Raw genomic sequence first — 14,187 nt, 5'->3', positions numbered from 1 at the left:
TGGCTGAACCCTTCGTCAGCCGTTTTCGGCGTACTGGCGTTTGTCGTGGGCAGTGGTTTGGCAGCGGTCGGAACCGGATTCATGTTGCGTCCGCTGAAAGCGTTGACCGAACGCGCCCGGCAGATTGCCGACAACCCGTTGAGCCAGGCCGTTTACACCGGTCGCCGCGATCAGTTCGGCCAGATCGAGTTTGCCTTCCAGATGCTCGAAGCGCAGATCGGCGCGGTGGTAGGGCGCATCGGCGATGCGTCGCAGCGCCTGGCCGGGCACGCGGCTGAACTGGTTGAACACCTGCAAGGCAGTCATAACAGCACGCTGGCCCAGCAGGCTGAAACCGATCAGGTGGCGGCGGCGATTCACCAGATGTCTGCCAGCGTGGCCGAGGTTGCCGGTCATGCGCAGCAGGCGTCCCAGGCGGCTGACCTGGCCGGCAACGAAACCCGTGAAGGTCATCAATTGGTGAGTGAAAGTCGCCATGCGGTGCTGCGTCTGGCCGAGGAGCTGGCGCGCGCCACCGAGGTGATTCATCAACTGGAGGGGCACAGCAGCGAGATTACCGGTGTGCTGGATGTGATTCGCAGCATCGCCGAGCAAACCAATCTGCTGGCCCTCAACGCGGCCATCGAAGCGGCGCGTGCCGGGGATGCCGGGCGCGGTTTCGCGGTGGTGGCCGATGAAGTCCGTGGCCTGGCCCAGCGTACCCAGCAATCGACCAACGAGATTCAGCGCATGATCAGCACCCTGCAAAACGGCACGCGGGACGCGGTGGTGGTGATGCAACAAAGCAGTGAACAGGTGGACAACAGCGTCGAACAGGCCCGACGCGCCGCCGATTCGCTGGACGCGATCAGTCGGCGGGTCAATCAGATCACGCAAATGAGCCTGCAGATCGCTTCGGCGGTGGAAGAGCAGAGCAGCGTCAGCGAAGACATCAACCGCAACATCATCAGCATTCGCTCAGCCTGCGAGGTCACGGTCAGTGAGGGGCAGCAAAGCCAGGCGAATTCCACCGATGTGGCGGGGCTGGCGGGGGACTTGCGGTTGTTGGCGCAAGAGTTTTGGCGAGCCCGCCGTTAAGCCGCGCGCAACGAAATGAAGGCATAGTTGAGCGGCGCCTCGGTGGCCACGTGCGCACCCGCCGCCAGCACTTGCCCGGCGATGTCGTCACCCGATACGTGGAACTGCCAGTCACTGTCCGATCCTGTCAGCGGCTGTTGCGCCACCTGATCGATGACCGTGGCGAACGCGCTCATGTCCGGCAGATACGCAGTGAATCCATCGCCCTTGAGGGCCGTGGTCCGAATCCCCAGTGAGGCGCAAATCGCATCTTTGGTGCGGATATCGTCGCGATCCGCCTGACGGGAACGCTGGATGAGTCCTGCGAGCTCGTGATCGACCAATTCACCGCCAATGATCAGATCCGGGCCTTTTTCCCACGATTCCGGCGGGCATTCCTTGATCGCCGGGTTGAGGGGGATGTGCGGATTGATTTCCATCGGATAGATGCGGCACACCAGCGGCCGGCGTTCGTAGATGCGGCAGAGGTTGTCTTCGTCAAGATTCCGGCAGGGACCGACGTTGTACGCCGCAAACGTGATGGCCACGTAGGCCTCGCAGTCGCCGCTTTGAACCACCACCGAGCGGCGCTCGGCATGTTCGCGTTGCTGCATCGGCAGGCCGAGGCCATTACCGAGGAAGCCTTCCACCAGCACGATCACCTGACCGCCGTCGGCCGCCCACATCCGGGCTTCGGCCAGGGTCAGGGGGACGTGATGGTCATTGCAGCATTTGCCGCAACCTACGCAGGAAAACGTTGTATTCATCGAAGGATCAGTCGCTTGTCAGGGCCCGAAATGGCGACAGAATGCCACCGCAGAAGTCAGCGACGAAGCAAGTTATGCGCCATTTACCGGGATTTGGCGGGTAGGCGGATGGAGTCCCATTCGGTCACGTAGGCGGTTTTGCTTTTTTTGTTGTAGAGGCACAGCTCGGTGCCTTGCTGGCCTTTCATGTGTTTTTGCGGGTAGCGGCCTTGCAGGAGCACGGCGGTGTAGTCGACACGGTCATCGAACTGTGCGGCTTTGCCGACGGGGGAAGCGTCCGTCAGGCCGCTGGCCTTGATGCAACTGGCGAGCATGGCTTTGTCGAAAGCGGCCCAGGCGTCTGGGCTGGAGGCGTGGGTTTGGGTGGCGAGGGCGGTGAGGCAGAGGAAGGTGAGGGTGGTGGCTTTCATGGGTCAGGCATCCTTGGGCATGGGTGGGGCGAGTATGCCTGATGGGATGAGGTTGAATGTGTCGGCCCTTTCGCGGGCAAGCCTCGCTCCTACAGGTACGGTGATCACAATGTAGGAGCGAGGCTTGCCCGCGAAGGCGATGTATCAGGCCGGAACCGGCTCCCGGCGGACCACAGTCATCCCGGCACTTTCATACAACCGCTGCGCCCGAAGGTTGTCTTCCAATACCTTCAAATCCACAAAACCTTCGCGACGCTGCTGAAACACGTGGAATGCATTCAACAACAACGCCCGGCCCAAACCCCGACCCTGGGCTCGCGGGTGCACAACCAGATTCTTGATGTAGGCGCTGGTCCAGCACTGGCATACACCCACGATACCGTCGGCATCCTGCGCAATGAAGCACAGGGAGGGATCGTATTCAGGGTCAGTCTCAAACCGCTGTTGCCAGATATCCAATGCCGGCACGCGACCGCCACCGTCCAGATAACCCAGCTCCATCAAACGATGAACGGCTTCTGCCAGTTCTGGACGATATTCGTGCAGGACAATGCCCTGGGGCCAGGTGATTGCGGGCACAACCTCCGCCAGATTGCGCCGCATCAGAAAACAAAAAGCCTCGGCCAACTCAGTGACCTTGTTCGGCGACCGCCTTGGCCGCTTCGATCAGGCACTTGGTCAGGTCCGGCGAAGAGAACTTGGTCAGCACCGCGTTGGCGCCGGCCAGACGCGCTTTTTCGCTGTTCATCGCGCTGTCCAGCGAGGTGTGCAGCAGTACATACAGGTGCGCAAAATCCGGGGTTTCGCGCAGGGTGCGGGTGAAGGCGTAGCCGTCCATCTCTGACATTTCGATGTCTGAAACAATCAGGTTGATCTGCTGGGCGGTGCCTTGCAGGTCCAGCAGGCAATCGATGGCTTCCTTGGCACTGCGCGCGGTATGGCATTGCAGGCCGAGGTTGCGCAGGGTGTGCACCGATTGCTGCAGGGCCACCTGGCTGTCGTCGACCACCAGAATGCGTGCGTTGCCGAGTACTTCCGCGTCTTCCATGCTCAGTTCGGTCGGGGCCGTTTCGATCTGCGCCGGGGCGATGCCGTGGATGACCTTTTCGATGTCCAGCACCTGCACCAGCGTACCGTCGACCGAGGTCACGCCAGTGATGTACGAGCGCACACCGCCGGAGCCGAAGGGCGGAGGACGGATGTCGGTGGTCAGGCAGTGGACGATCTTGCTCACCGCCTGAACGTGCAGGCCCTGTTTGGAGCGGCTGACGTCGGTGACGATCAGGCAGCCGCCGTTCGGGTCTTCCAGCGGCCGCTCGCCGATCGCACGGCTCAGGTCGATCACTGACAACGACGCGCCGCGCAGGGTGGCGATGCCTTTGACGTGAGGATGCGACTCCGGCAGCTTGGTCAGCGGCGGGCAGGGGATGATTTCACTGACCTTGAGCAGGTTGATCGCCATCAACTTGCCGCTGCGCAAGGTAAACAGCAGAAGCGAAAGTGAATCTGCGCGGGCTTTGGTGGAGGACATAAAAACCTTCTGTGGAAAAAGGTGATGGGCGAATGGAAGTCGCCAAAAGCTATCGATGCCGGGTTATCGACTTGATGGGGGCAGGCTTTAGGCTAAATGCCGATGTACAGGAAAATGCTGTCCCCACCTGTAGGAGCCGGCTTGCTGGCGATGGCATCGCTGCGGTCCGTCAGACAAACCGCGGTGATGCCATCGCCAGCAAGCCGGCTCCTACAAAAGCGCTCACTTCATGCCCAGTCTTTTGGCCATTCTTCCGAGATTCGCCCGATCCAAGCCTAGCTCACGCGCCGCGCTCGCCCAGTTATTGTGGTGCCGATCCAGGCACGCGCTGATCAATTGCCGCTGATAACTTTCAGTCGCCTCGCGCAAATCCCCTGACACCAGCGTCACTGGAGTCGCGGTCGGCGACTCGGGCGTTACCTCAACGCTGCCGCTGGGTAAATCCAGATCCGCCGCACTCAAGCTGAGAATCTTCGGCCGTTCCCTGCAGTTACCCAGCGCTTTCAACGCGCTGCGCCCAATCAAGTGCTCCAGCTCTCGCACGTTACCTGGCCAGTCATACGCGAGCAGCGACGCCTGGGCATCGCTGTTCAGGCGCAAGCTGTTGAGGCCCATGCGCGAACGGTTCTGCTCCAGGAAGAAGCCGCTGAGCAGCAACACATCCCGCCCGCGATCCCGCAGGGCCGGCACCAATAGCGGGTAAACGCTCAACCGGTGGTAGAAGTCGGCACGATAACGGCCACTGCGCACTTCTTCGGCCAGGTCGCGATTGGTCGCGGCGATGAGTCGCACATCGACTTGATGTTCCTTGTCCGAACCCAGTCGCTGCAATTGACCGCTTTGCAGCACGCGCAGCAATTTGGCCTGCACCGTCAGCGACAGTTCGCCGACTTCATCGAGAAACAGCGTGCCGCCATTGGCCAGTTCGAATTTGCCGCGACGGTCGCTGGTTGCCCCGGTGAAGGCGCCGCGCACATGGCCGAACAGTTCGCTTTCCACCAGCGTATCCGGCAGCGCGGCGCAGTTGAGGCTGATGATCGGCTTGTCGGCCCGGGGCGAGGCGGCGTGAATCGCCTGTGCCACCAGTTCCTTGCCGACCCCGGTTTCGCCGGTGATCAACACGGTCAGGTCACTGCCGCCGACCAGGCTGATCTCTTCGACCAAGCGTTTGTGGGCCTTGCTCTGACCGATCATTTCGCGGTTCTGCTGGCCGCTGGCCTGTCGGTACACCTCGGCGCGTTGATGCTCGTCTTCGACACGATTGGCCAGCCGTTCGATGCGCTCGGCGGCATTGACCGTGGCGGCGGCAAGGCTGGCGAAGGCTTGCAGGGCGTCCAGTTCGATCGGTTCCAAGCGTTCCGGGTCGAGGGCGTCGAGGGTCAACAAACCCCACGGACGTTCGTCGATAAACAGCGGGCAACCCATGCAGTCATGGACTTCAAGGTGATCGTCGAGGCCATCGACCAGTCCGTCATAAGGATCGGGCATGTCGCTGTCGGCGGCGAAACGGGTCGGGCCGGGGCTACTGAGCAGGGCTTCGAAGCGCGGGTGTTCGCTGACCTTGAAGCGTCGGCCGAGGGTGTCGGTGCTCAAGCCGTCGACGGCCAGCGGCACCAGCCACTCGCCATCAAGGCGCAGCAGCGCAGCGGCGTCGCAGGGAAGCAAGGCGCGCATGGCTTCGAGCAGGCGCCGATAGCGCTCGCCCTCGGGGAGTTCGCGGGACAGGTCCGAGACCAGGGGAAGCAGTGTGGTGAGCAAGGATTTTGCAGTCATAGTGACTCCATGTAGTCGGTATGACTATAAGGCAGGGGGTGTCGTTATGACCAGAATGTTTTTAACTTATTGATTTATAACGATTAAATAACTGGCACGGAAACTGATAAGCATAGGGCAGTCAGTTAGAAAACCAAGTCGTTCAGGAGTCACCTTATGCTTAGCGTTCAAGACCGTGCAATCGTCAAATCCACTGTACCGTTGCTGGAAAGCGGCGGCGAAGCATTGATCACGCATTTTTACCGCATGATGCTCTCCGAATACCCGGAAGTCCGCCCGCTGTTCAACCAGGCGCACCAGGCCACCGGTGATCAACCTCGCGCCCTGGCCAACGGCGTGTTGATGTATGCGCGCCACATCGATCAGCTCGACCAATTGGGCGACCTGGTGGCCAAAATCATCAACAAGCACGTGGCGCTGCAAATTCTCCCGGAACACTACCCGATTGTCGGCACCTGCCTGTTGCGTGCGATTTCCGAAGTGTTGGGTGAAGAGATTGCCACGCCGGAAGTGATGAGTGCCTGGGGCGCGGCGTACGGTCAACTGGCCGAAATCCTGATCGGCGCTGAAACCAGCATCTACGACCAGAAAGAACAGGCCCCGGGCGGCTGGCGCGGTGCGCGGGAGTTCATCGTTGCGGCCAAGGTCGAGGAAAGCGCGGAAATCATCTCGTTCTACTTCGAACCGGCAGACAAAGGTCCGATCCTCGCGGCTGAACCCGGCCAGTACATCGGCATGAAACTGATCCTCGATGGCGAAGAGATTCGTCGTAACTATTCGCTGTCAGCCCTGGCGAACAAAGGCCAGTACCGCATCAGCGTCAAGCGTGAACACGGTGGCCGTGCCTCGAACCATTTGCATGATCAACTGCACGTAGGCGCCAGCATTCAGCTGTTCCCGCCATCGGGCGAATTCACCCTGAGCGACAGCGATAAACCGTTGGTGCTGATCAGCGGCGGCGTTGGTATTACCCCGACCCTGGCCATGCTCGAAGCGGCACTGGAAACCAAGCGGCCGGTGCATTTTATCCACTGCGCACGCAATGGCAGCGTTCACGCGTTCCGTGACTGGATTGATGGATTGGCTGAGCGTCACCCGCAACTCAAGCGTTTCTACTGCTACGACGAAGATGACGGCGTGAGCCCGGCGGCGCACAAGGTCGGGTTGTTGAGTCAGGAGCAACTGGGTGAGTGGTTGCCGCAACAACGCGATCTGGATGCGTACTTCCTGGGGCCTAAAGGCTTCATGGCGGCGGTGAAGCGTCACCTGAAAGCCTTGGGTGTACCGGAGAAGCAAAGCCGCTACGAGTTCTTCGGCCCGGCTTCGGCGTTGGAATAAACACAAAACCCGTAGGAGCAAGGCTTGCCTGCGAAGGCGTCCTCAAGATCGCTTTCGCCAGCAAGCCGGCTCCTACAGATTTGGGGACGCATCAGAGTTGTGTGACTGGCGCAGAACCTTGTAGGAGCTGGCTTGCCGGCGATGGCGTCTTCAAGATCGCTATCGCCAGCAAGCTGGCTCCTACAGGTTTTTGGGGGGGCTCAACATCGTGTGGTTTGCGCAGAACCTTGTAGGAGCCGGCTTGCCGGCGATGGTGTCTTCAAAATCGCCATCGCCAGCAAGCTGGCTCCTACAGGTTTTTGGGGGGGGCTCAACATCGTGTGGTTTGCGCAGAACCTTGTAGGAGCTGGCTTGCCGGCGATGGCGATTTTGAAGACACCATCGCAGGCAAGCCGTGCTCCTACAGGGCGTGTGTCGCTGGTAATCCGGGGTGTTTCAGCCTTTCAATTCCTTCAGGTGTTTGTACACCGTCGCCCGTCCCATGTTCAGCACGTTGGCCACATAGTTCGAGGCGCTTTTGCCTTTGAAGGCGCCTTCGGCGTGCAGGGCCAGTACCAGTTCGCGTTTGTGGTCGCGGGTCAGCAGGTTCAGGCTCAGTTGACGTTCGCGCAGCCAGCCGTGAAGGAAGGTATTGATGCGCTCCTGCCAATCATCGCGGAACAGTGAGTCCGGTTGCGGAATCAGCTTGCTCGGCGACAGGAACAGGTCCAGCGCGGCCTTGGCGTTTTCGAACAGCGAAATATTCAGGTTGATGCACAGCACCGCCAGCGGATGACCGTCGCTGTCGCGCAGCACGCTGCTCAAGCTGCGAATTTTCTGACCATCCCAGTTCAACTTTTCGTACGGCCCGATGTTTCGTTCGCTGATGTCATCGCTGAGCATGTCTTCCAGCGCCGAGTCGTCACCCACTTCCCGTTTCGACAGGTTGTTGGCGATGTAGTCGACTTTCTGTGTGCGCAGATCGTGCAGCACCACCTCGGCGTGGGGGAAGAACAACGTGGCGATGGCATCGGCGATCGCGCGGAAGTTGTCCAGGGCCGGGTCTTTTACAGGTGCGTTCATACAATGGAGCTCCAGGCAGCGTCAGCGCCCTGCAAAAAGGGCGCTGGAAGTTTGCCGTAATCGTGTCGACACGTCACCTGAGGACGCCGGTCAGCCCAGGCGAGCAGGGGACAGCATCCCGGCGTCCAGGCCAAAACGCTTGAGTTGCTCGGGCAGTGCTTCACCGCGTACCAGCGCGGCGCTGGCCTGGCCCATGGCGGGCGAGGTCTGGATGCCGTAACCGCCTTGCGCCGCAACCCAGAACAGCCCCGGCACCTGCAGATCGAAACCGGACAGCAAATCGCCATCGGCGACGAAGCTGCGCAGGCCGGCCCAGGTGCGGGTCGGGCGGCGGATGGTCAGGGTGGTGGCTTCTTCGATCTGGTAGATGCCCATGGCGATGTCCAGTTCTTCGGGCTGCACGTCGTGTGGTTCAACCGGGTCGGCGTTGGCTGGCGAGCCGAGGAACATGCCGGCGTCCGGCTTCATGTAGAACGACTCGTCGAGGCTGACCAGCATCGGCCAATGGTGGATGTCCGCGCCTTCCGGCCCGGCGAAGATGAATGCTGCACGGCGCTTCGGTTGCAGGCCCAGCGGCTTCGCGCCGGCCAGTTCGCCGATCTTGTCGGCCCAGGCGCCGGCAGCGTTGATGATGACCGGGGCGCTGAAGGTCTGGCCGTTGGTTTGAACCTGCCACACACCATCGCCGTCGCGGGTCAGGCTCAGGACTTCAGTGTCGGTATGCACTTCACTTTTATTGCGTCGGATGCCACGCAGGTAACCCTGGTGCAAGGCGTCGGTGTCGATGTCGCTGGCGGTCGGATCGTAGATCGCACCGTGGACTTTTTCCCGGCGCAGGATTGGCAGGCGCGCGCAGGCCTCGTCGGCGCTGAGCAGTTGCATCTCCGGCACCGTGGCTTTGGCGCTCAGGTATTGGTTGTTCAGTTCGGCCGGGTCGCCGGTGAAGTCCACGGTCATTTCGCCGCGCGGGGTCAGCAGCGGATGTTCGCAGAAGCCGGCAGGCGGGGCGTCGAAGAAATCGCGACTGGCCTGGGTCAGCGCCCGGACCTGCGGTGTGCCGTAAGCGGCGGTGAATAGCGCCGCCGAGCGTCCGGTGGAGTGGTAGGCCGGATGGGATTCGCGTTCGAGCACGATCACTCGGGCGTGCTGCGACAGCCAGAAACCGGTGGAAGCGCCGGCGATCCCGCCGCCGATGATGATGAAGTCTGCCTGGCTCATGAATGTCTCCTGTCGAGCGCAAATGCCAATAGTGTCGGTGCCCCCTGTAGGAGCGAGGCTTGCCCGCAAAGGCGGTGTGTCATTCTCAATATATGTTTAATGACACACCGCCTTCGCGGGCAAGCCTCGCTCCTACAGGGGGTGGTGTCAGGGTTTCAGGCGGTAGATGGCATTGGCCAGTGCGATGTCTTCCAGGCCCAGGCCGATGGAGCGGAAGAACACGTGACGGTCATACCCGGGGCGCTGGACTTTTTCGCTGATCAAGCCCGGCAGGTCGCCGACGATGGCGCTTGCGTCCCAGCCGTGCTGTTCGCCGGCAATCAGCATTTCACCCGCCGAGCCCGGCGTGGTCAGACGATAGTCGCAGAACACCTGCATGTCATTGAGGCTCTGCGGCGGCACTTCATGGGCGCGTGGGGCATTGGTGCTGATGGACGTGATCAATGCCGGTTTGGTCAGGCTGGAAGGGTCGATCACCGGGCCGGCGGACGACGTGCACAGCATGATCACGTCGGCGTCCTGAACCGCGACTTCGCGTGTATCGACGAGGTTCAGCCGTGGGTCGAGAGCTCTGAGTTGCGCCAGCGCTTCAGCACCCAGTTCGCTCAAGCCCGGCGAGTAGAGGTTGATGCTCTGCCAGTCGCGCAGGCCTTTGACGTAATGCAGATGCGCCAGCGCAACCTTGCCACTGCCGATGATCGCCAGGCGGTTTGCATTCAGCGGGGCGAGGGCGTCGACCGCCACCGCGGTTGTCGCGGCGGTGCGCGCGGTGGTCAGTTCGCCGGCGTCGCACAACAGCAGCGGCTCGCCGGTCTGCATCGACATCAGCAACGTCCATGCGGTCACCAATGGGCCTTGTTCGCGGACGATGTAAGGCGAGGTCTTGACTCCGTACACCCCGTCTTCGGCCAGCACGCCCAGGTAGTTGATGAAATCGCCGGCGCCCTTGGGAAATTCCACCAGTTGTTGCGCCGGTTGTACCGCTTGCCCGGCGGCCAGATCGCGGAACAGCTTGCGCAGGATCTGCGGAACGTCGACCTGTGCCAGCAGTTCGCGGGCCTGGGGTTGGGTGATCACATAGGGCGTGCTGGGCATGGTCGGCTCCGGGAATGGCAGGTAAACTAATTTGTCCATTATGGACTTTTAGTTCTGATGGGCAAGCTCCTGTTGAAAAAAAACGACGAGCGAAAAAAAAGCGCAGTCCGTTGCCGGCTGCGCTTCTTTTATTGCGACCCGCTATTACGGACGCTTGCGCTCAACCGCCCGCAATAGATGCGTCGGTGGCGTTTCGCAGCTGATTTTGCGACCCAGCAGCGCCTCGATGGACGGTAGCTGGTAGGAGTCGTCTTCACCGGCAAAACTGATGGACACGCCATCAGCGCCGGCACGGCCGGTACGACCGATACGGTGCACGTAGTCGTCCGGGACTTCCGGCAGGGTGAAGTTGATCACGTGGCTGATGCCGTCGATGTGAATGCCGCGCCCGGCCACGTCGGTGGCTACCAACACGCGGATCTTGCCTTCGCGGAAGCCTTCCAGGGTCTTGATGCGCTTGTGCTGCGGCACATCGCCAGACAATTGCGCGGCGTTGACGCCGTCACGCACCAGGCGTTCTTCGATGCGCCGCACTTCATCCTTGCGGTTGGCGAAGACCATCACCCGCTCCCAACCGTTGTCGTTGACCAGGTTGTAGAGCAGTTTGTATTTGTCGGCACCGGCCACCGCGTAGATGTGCTGCTCGACGTTTTCGCTGGCCACGTTCTGCGCTTCGATCTCGACGATCGACGGGTCGGTGGTCCATTGCTTGGCGAGGTTCATCACGTCATCGGTGAAGGTCGCGGAGAACAGCAACGTCTGGCGCTCGTTCTTCGGCGGCGTCTGGCGAATGATCTGACGCACTTGCGGAATGAAACCCATGTCGAGCATGCGGTCGGCTTCGTCCAGGACCATCACTTCGACCATGTCCAGATGCACGTCGCCGCGCTGGTTGAAGTCGAGCAGGCGGCCCGGGGTGGCGACGAGGATGTCGCAATGACGCGCTTCGAGGTGCTTGAGCTGCTTGTCGAAGTCCATGCCGCCGACAAACGTCATGACGTTGAGGCCGGTGTACTTGGTCAGGTCGGCGGCGTCCTTGGCGATCTGCACCACCAGTTCACGGGTCGGCGCGATGATCAGCGCCCGAGGCTCACCCATGTAGCGCTCTTTCGGCGGCGGGGTTTGCAGCAACTGGGTGATGATCGAAATCAGGAACGCGGCGGTTTTGCCGGTGCCGGTCTGGGCGCGACCGATGGCGTCTTTGCCCGCGAGGGTGAAGCCCAGCACCTGAGCCTGGATCGGCGTGCAATACGGGAAGCCGAGGTCCTGGATGGCGTGCATCAGTTCCGGGGCAAGTTTGAAATCGTGGAATCGGGTTTTGCCTTCCTGGGGTTCGACGACGAAGTCTTCGAGTTTCCAGGGGATGACCGGCGCTTTTGGCTTGGGTTCACGACGCGGTTTGGCGGGCTTCGGCGCTTCGCTGCGTGGTTGCTCGGCAGCCGCCGCTTCAACAGGCTGGACGGCCGGTGTCGCCACAGGCTCTTGTTTCGGTGCCGCTACGGGGGCGGTCCGGCCAGGCTGATTACCGTCGGTGCGGTGGCTGGGGCTGTGAGACGGAGCGCTGGAGACTGGCGCGAGCTGCTCAGTCTCGCTTTTACCGAACATTTTCTTGAGTGCTTTGAGCACGGTCATCTCATCAATTGGTTAAGGAATATACGGCGGCCAGTGTAATGCAAGAATCGGGCGCGGCGTAGGGGGATGGATCAATGGGCTGTTTTTCAGCTGAGCCGTTAACGCAAGCGCTCGCCGAGCCAGGTGCCGATGTCGCGAATCTCCTCGGGTAACACTTCGTGACCCATTGGGTATTCCTGCCATGTCACGGTGACACCATGCTGCTTTAAATACTCGTAGGCGGTCCGTCCCATCGAGTTTTGCACCACGTCATCGTACTGACCGTGCAACGACAACACCGGAATCCGCTGTTGGCTGGCCGAAAGCTCCAGTCCTTCGCTGAAGGTCGGTGCATAAGTAGAGAGGGCAAGTACGCCACCCAGCGGCCCCTGCCATTTCAGAAATGCGGTGTGGAACACCACGGCGCCGCCTTGGGAAAAACCTGCCAGGAAAATTCGCGAAGCGTCTATTCCGCCGGCTCGCTGTACTTCGATCAAGTTGATGATCCGGTCCGACGACGCTTCCAGCTGCTCGCGGTTGATCGCGCGTGCAGGGCTCATGGCCAATATGTCGTACCAGCTCGGCATCTCGTAGCCACCATTGATGGTGACGGCGCAGGTCGGTGCCTGAGGGAGAACGAAGCGAGTGCTCAGCAGGGTTTCCTGTAACGCTTCGGCCACCGGCAGGAAGTCGTAACGGTCGGCGCCCAGCCCGTGCAGCCAGATAACGCAGGCGTCTGCGGGCTTGACGGGTTCAAGAATCAAGGGCTCGGTCATGGCTGCTCCAATTGTGTGCGTGCGCTCTCATTGAGTGCGAGAGATGAGTGCGCGTCTGGTTGATCCGTTAAGAAGATGTCGCAAGGCTACAAGTTTTGCTATTGACCTGTCCCTTAAACGCTTTGGCGAGCGGTCTGGTACGGGCTTTGCTATAGGAAGCCTGTACGAAAAATCCCACGCCTGTCGGTAACACTATCAGGCCATTGTTCGTGGTGGGATAGCAAAAAATCCGGTGATGGATGTTCGCCAGTGGCCGCTACGGGCTTCGCGAACGTGAAAGGGCTACAGCCCGTTCGGCCGATTGGTGAGAAGTGAGTGGTCCATGATTTGGATTTTCTCCTACTAGACTCATAGCGCAGGTCCTACGTCGGTTGACCCCAAAAAAAACCAACACGGGTCGACTACGCCTCATAAGGGTGCGACTGGACTCAAGCTCCGACACAACAAGAGCAAAACTGGAGGTTTGAATGAAGATGTTGAAATCCACCCTGGCTATCGTGTCTGCAGCCGCAGTACTCGGTGTCAGCGGGTTCGCTCAGGCGGGTGCAACCCTGGATGCAGTGCAGAAGAAAGGTTTCGTACAGTGCGGCGTCAGCGATGGCCTGCCTGGTTTCTCGGTTCCGGACGCGAATGGCAAGATCGTCGGTATCGATGCTGACTACTGCCGCGCTGTGGCCGCTGCCGTCTTCGGCGACGCGACCAAGGTCAAGTTCAGTCAGTTGAACGCCAAAGAGCGCTTCACCGCGCTGCAGTCTGGCGAAATCGACATCCTGTCGCGCAACACCACCATGACCAGCTCCCGTGATTCGGGCATGGGTCTGAAATTCCCTGGTTTCATCACTTACTACGACGGCATCGGTTTCCTGGTAAACAGCAAGACTCTGGGCGTGAAAAGCGCCAAAGAGCTCGACGGCGCCACCATCTGCATTCAAGCCGGTACCACCACCGAGCTGAACGTTTCCGACTACTTCCGCGGCAACGGTCTGAAATACACCCCAATCACTTTCGACACCTCCGATGAAAGCGCCAAGTCGCTGGAATCCGGTCGTTGCGACGTGCTGACCTCCGACAAATCCCAGCTCTACGCACAACGCAGCAAGCTGGCGACCCCGAACGACTACACCGTTCTGCCGGAAACCATCTCCAAGGAGCCTCTGGGCCCGGTCGTACGTAATGGCGACGACGAGTGGCTGGCCATCGTGCGCTGGACTGGCTACGCCATGCTCAACGCTGAAGAAGCCGGCATCACTTCGAAAAACGTCGAAGCTGAAGCCAAAGGCACCAAGAACCCGGACGTCGCTCGTCTGCTGGGTACCGACGGTGAATACGGCAAAGACCTGAAAGTGAAGAAAGACTGGGTCGTGCAGATCGTCAAGCAAGTCGGTAACTACGGTGAAGTGTTCGAGAAAAACCTCGGCAAGGACACTCCGCTGGCCATCGACCGCGGGCTGAACGCTCTGTGGAACAACGGCGGCATTCAATACGCACCACCAGTGCGCTGATGGTTCTATCACCCGGTGGGCCAACCACCGGGTGATGTTCTGTTCCAT

The 14,187-nt window shown here is 60.6% G+C and carries 13 protein-coding genes; 3 read left to right on the top strand and 10 right to left on the bottom strand.

The window, feature by feature from the left end; genetic code table 11:
• The first annotated feature begins 33 nt into the window (after positions 1-33).
• Positions 34-1,077, top strand: coding sequence for a methyl-accepting chemotaxis protein (locus tag J4E42_RS20825; protein WP_404943255.1), 1,044 nt, complete (start codon positions 34-36; stop codon positions 1,075-1,077).
• Here J4E42_RS20825 and J4E42_RS20820 read toward each other — a convergent pair.
• From J4E42_RS20820 to norR, 5 genes are all read right to left on the bottom strand, one after another.
• Positions 1,074-1,823: a YkgJ family cysteine cluster protein gene (locus J4E42_RS20820; RefSeq protein WP_207286066.1), complete on the bottom strand. Its 750-nt coding sequence runs from the start codon at positions 1,821-1,823 to the stop codon at positions 1,074-1,076. The two genes, J4E42_RS20825 and J4E42_RS20820, sit on opposite strands and share 4 nt — an antisense overlap.
• Before the next feature lie 83 nt (positions 1,824-1,906).
• Positions 1,907-2,233, bottom strand: a complete 327-nt coding sequence (locus J4E42_RS20815) for a hypothetical protein (RefSeq protein WP_008037309.1) — start codon at positions 2,231-2,233, stop codon at positions 1,907-1,909.
• Positions 2,234-2,377: 144 nt separating this feature from the next.
• Complete coding sequence (locus tag J4E42_RS20810) at positions 2,378-2,836, bottom strand: N-acetyltransferase (protein WP_207286065.1); 459 nt, start codon at positions 2,834-2,836, stop codon at positions 2,378-2,380.
• Between the two features lie 25 nt (positions 2,837-2,861).
• Positions 2,862-3,764 (bottom strand): chemotaxis protein CheV, encoded by a 903-nt coding sequence (locus J4E42_RS20805; protein ID WP_008026621.1) that lies wholly within the window; start codon positions 3,762-3,764, stop codon positions 2,862-2,864.
• A 222-nt stretch (positions 3,765-3,986) separates the two neighbouring features.
• Positions 3,987-5,537: a nitric oxide reductase transcriptional regulator NorR gene (norR, locus tag J4E42_RS20800; RefSeq protein ID WP_207286064.1), complete on the bottom strand. Its 1,551-nt coding sequence runs from the start codon at positions 5,535-5,537 to the stop codon at positions 3,987-3,989.
• 156 nt (positions 5,538-5,693) lie between these two features.
• Between norR and hmpA the strand changes: the two genes are divergently transcribed.
• A complete protein-coding gene (gene hmpA / locus J4E42_RS20795) occupies positions 5,694-6,875 on the top strand; it encodes an NO-inducible flavohemoprotein (protein ID WP_207286063.1) in 1,182 nt (393 codons plus the stop codon).
• A gap of 435 nt (positions 6,876-7,310) precedes the next feature.
• Here the strand turns inward: hmpA and J4E42_RS20790 are convergent, their stop codons facing one another.
• The 5 genes from J4E42_RS20790 to J4E42_RS20770 all read right to left on the bottom strand — a co-directional run bounded on the left by J4E42_RS20790 (position 7,311) and on the right by J4E42_RS20770 (position 12,637).
• Positions 7,311-7,937 carry a transcriptional regulator gene (locus tag J4E42_RS20790; RefSeq protein WP_008026625.1) on the bottom strand — a complete coding sequence of 209 codons (627 nt, stop codon included), beginning with the start codon at positions 7,935-7,937 and terminating at the stop codon, positions 7,311-7,313.
• 90 nt (positions 7,938-8,027) lie between these two features.
• Complete coding sequence (locus tag J4E42_RS20785) at positions 8,028-9,155, bottom strand: FAD-binding oxidoreductase (protein WP_008037314.1); 1,128 nt, start codon at positions 9,153-9,155, stop codon at positions 8,028-8,030.
• Positions 9,156-9,302: 147 nt separating this feature from the next.
• The gene (locus J4E42_RS20780; protein ID WP_207286075.1) at positions 9,303-10,250 is read right to left on the bottom strand and encodes an ornithine cyclodeaminase family protein; all 948 of its coding nucleotides are present in this window, start codon (positions 10,248-10,250) and stop codon (positions 9,303-9,305) included.
• A 144-nt stretch (positions 10,251-10,394) separates the two neighbouring features.
• Positions 10,395-11,882 carry an ATP-dependent RNA helicase RhlB gene (rhlB, locus tag J4E42_RS20775; protein ID WP_008026628.1) on the bottom strand — a complete coding sequence of 496 codons (1,488 nt, stop codon included), beginning with the start codon at positions 11,880-11,882 and terminating at the stop codon, positions 10,395-10,397.
• Positions 11,883-11,980: 98 nt separating this feature from the next.
• A complete protein-coding gene (locus J4E42_RS20770; protein WP_207286062.1) occupies positions 11,981-12,637 on the bottom strand; it encodes an alpha/beta hydrolase in 657 nt (218 codons plus the stop codon).
• A gap of 467 nt (positions 12,638-13,104) precedes the next feature.
• Between J4E42_RS20770 and J4E42_RS20765 the strand changes: the two genes are divergently transcribed.
• Positions 13,105-14,139: an amino acid ABC transporter substrate-binding protein gene (locus tag J4E42_RS20765; RefSeq protein ID WP_008026630.1), complete on the top strand. Its 1,035-nt coding sequence runs from the start codon at positions 13,105-13,107 to the stop codon at positions 14,137-14,139.
• The last annotated feature ends 48 nt before the right edge of the window (positions 14,140-14,187 follow it).

This window comes from Pseudomonas sp. FW300-N2A2 (assembly GCF_017351735.1).
Taxonomy (GTDB): Bacteria; Pseudomonadota; Gammaproteobacteria; order Pseudomonadales; family Pseudomonadaceae; genus Aquipseudomonas; species Aquipseudomonas migulae.
The sequence above is the reverse complement of the archived record's forward strand: the minus strand, read 5'-3'. Positions and strand labels throughout refer to the sequence as shown.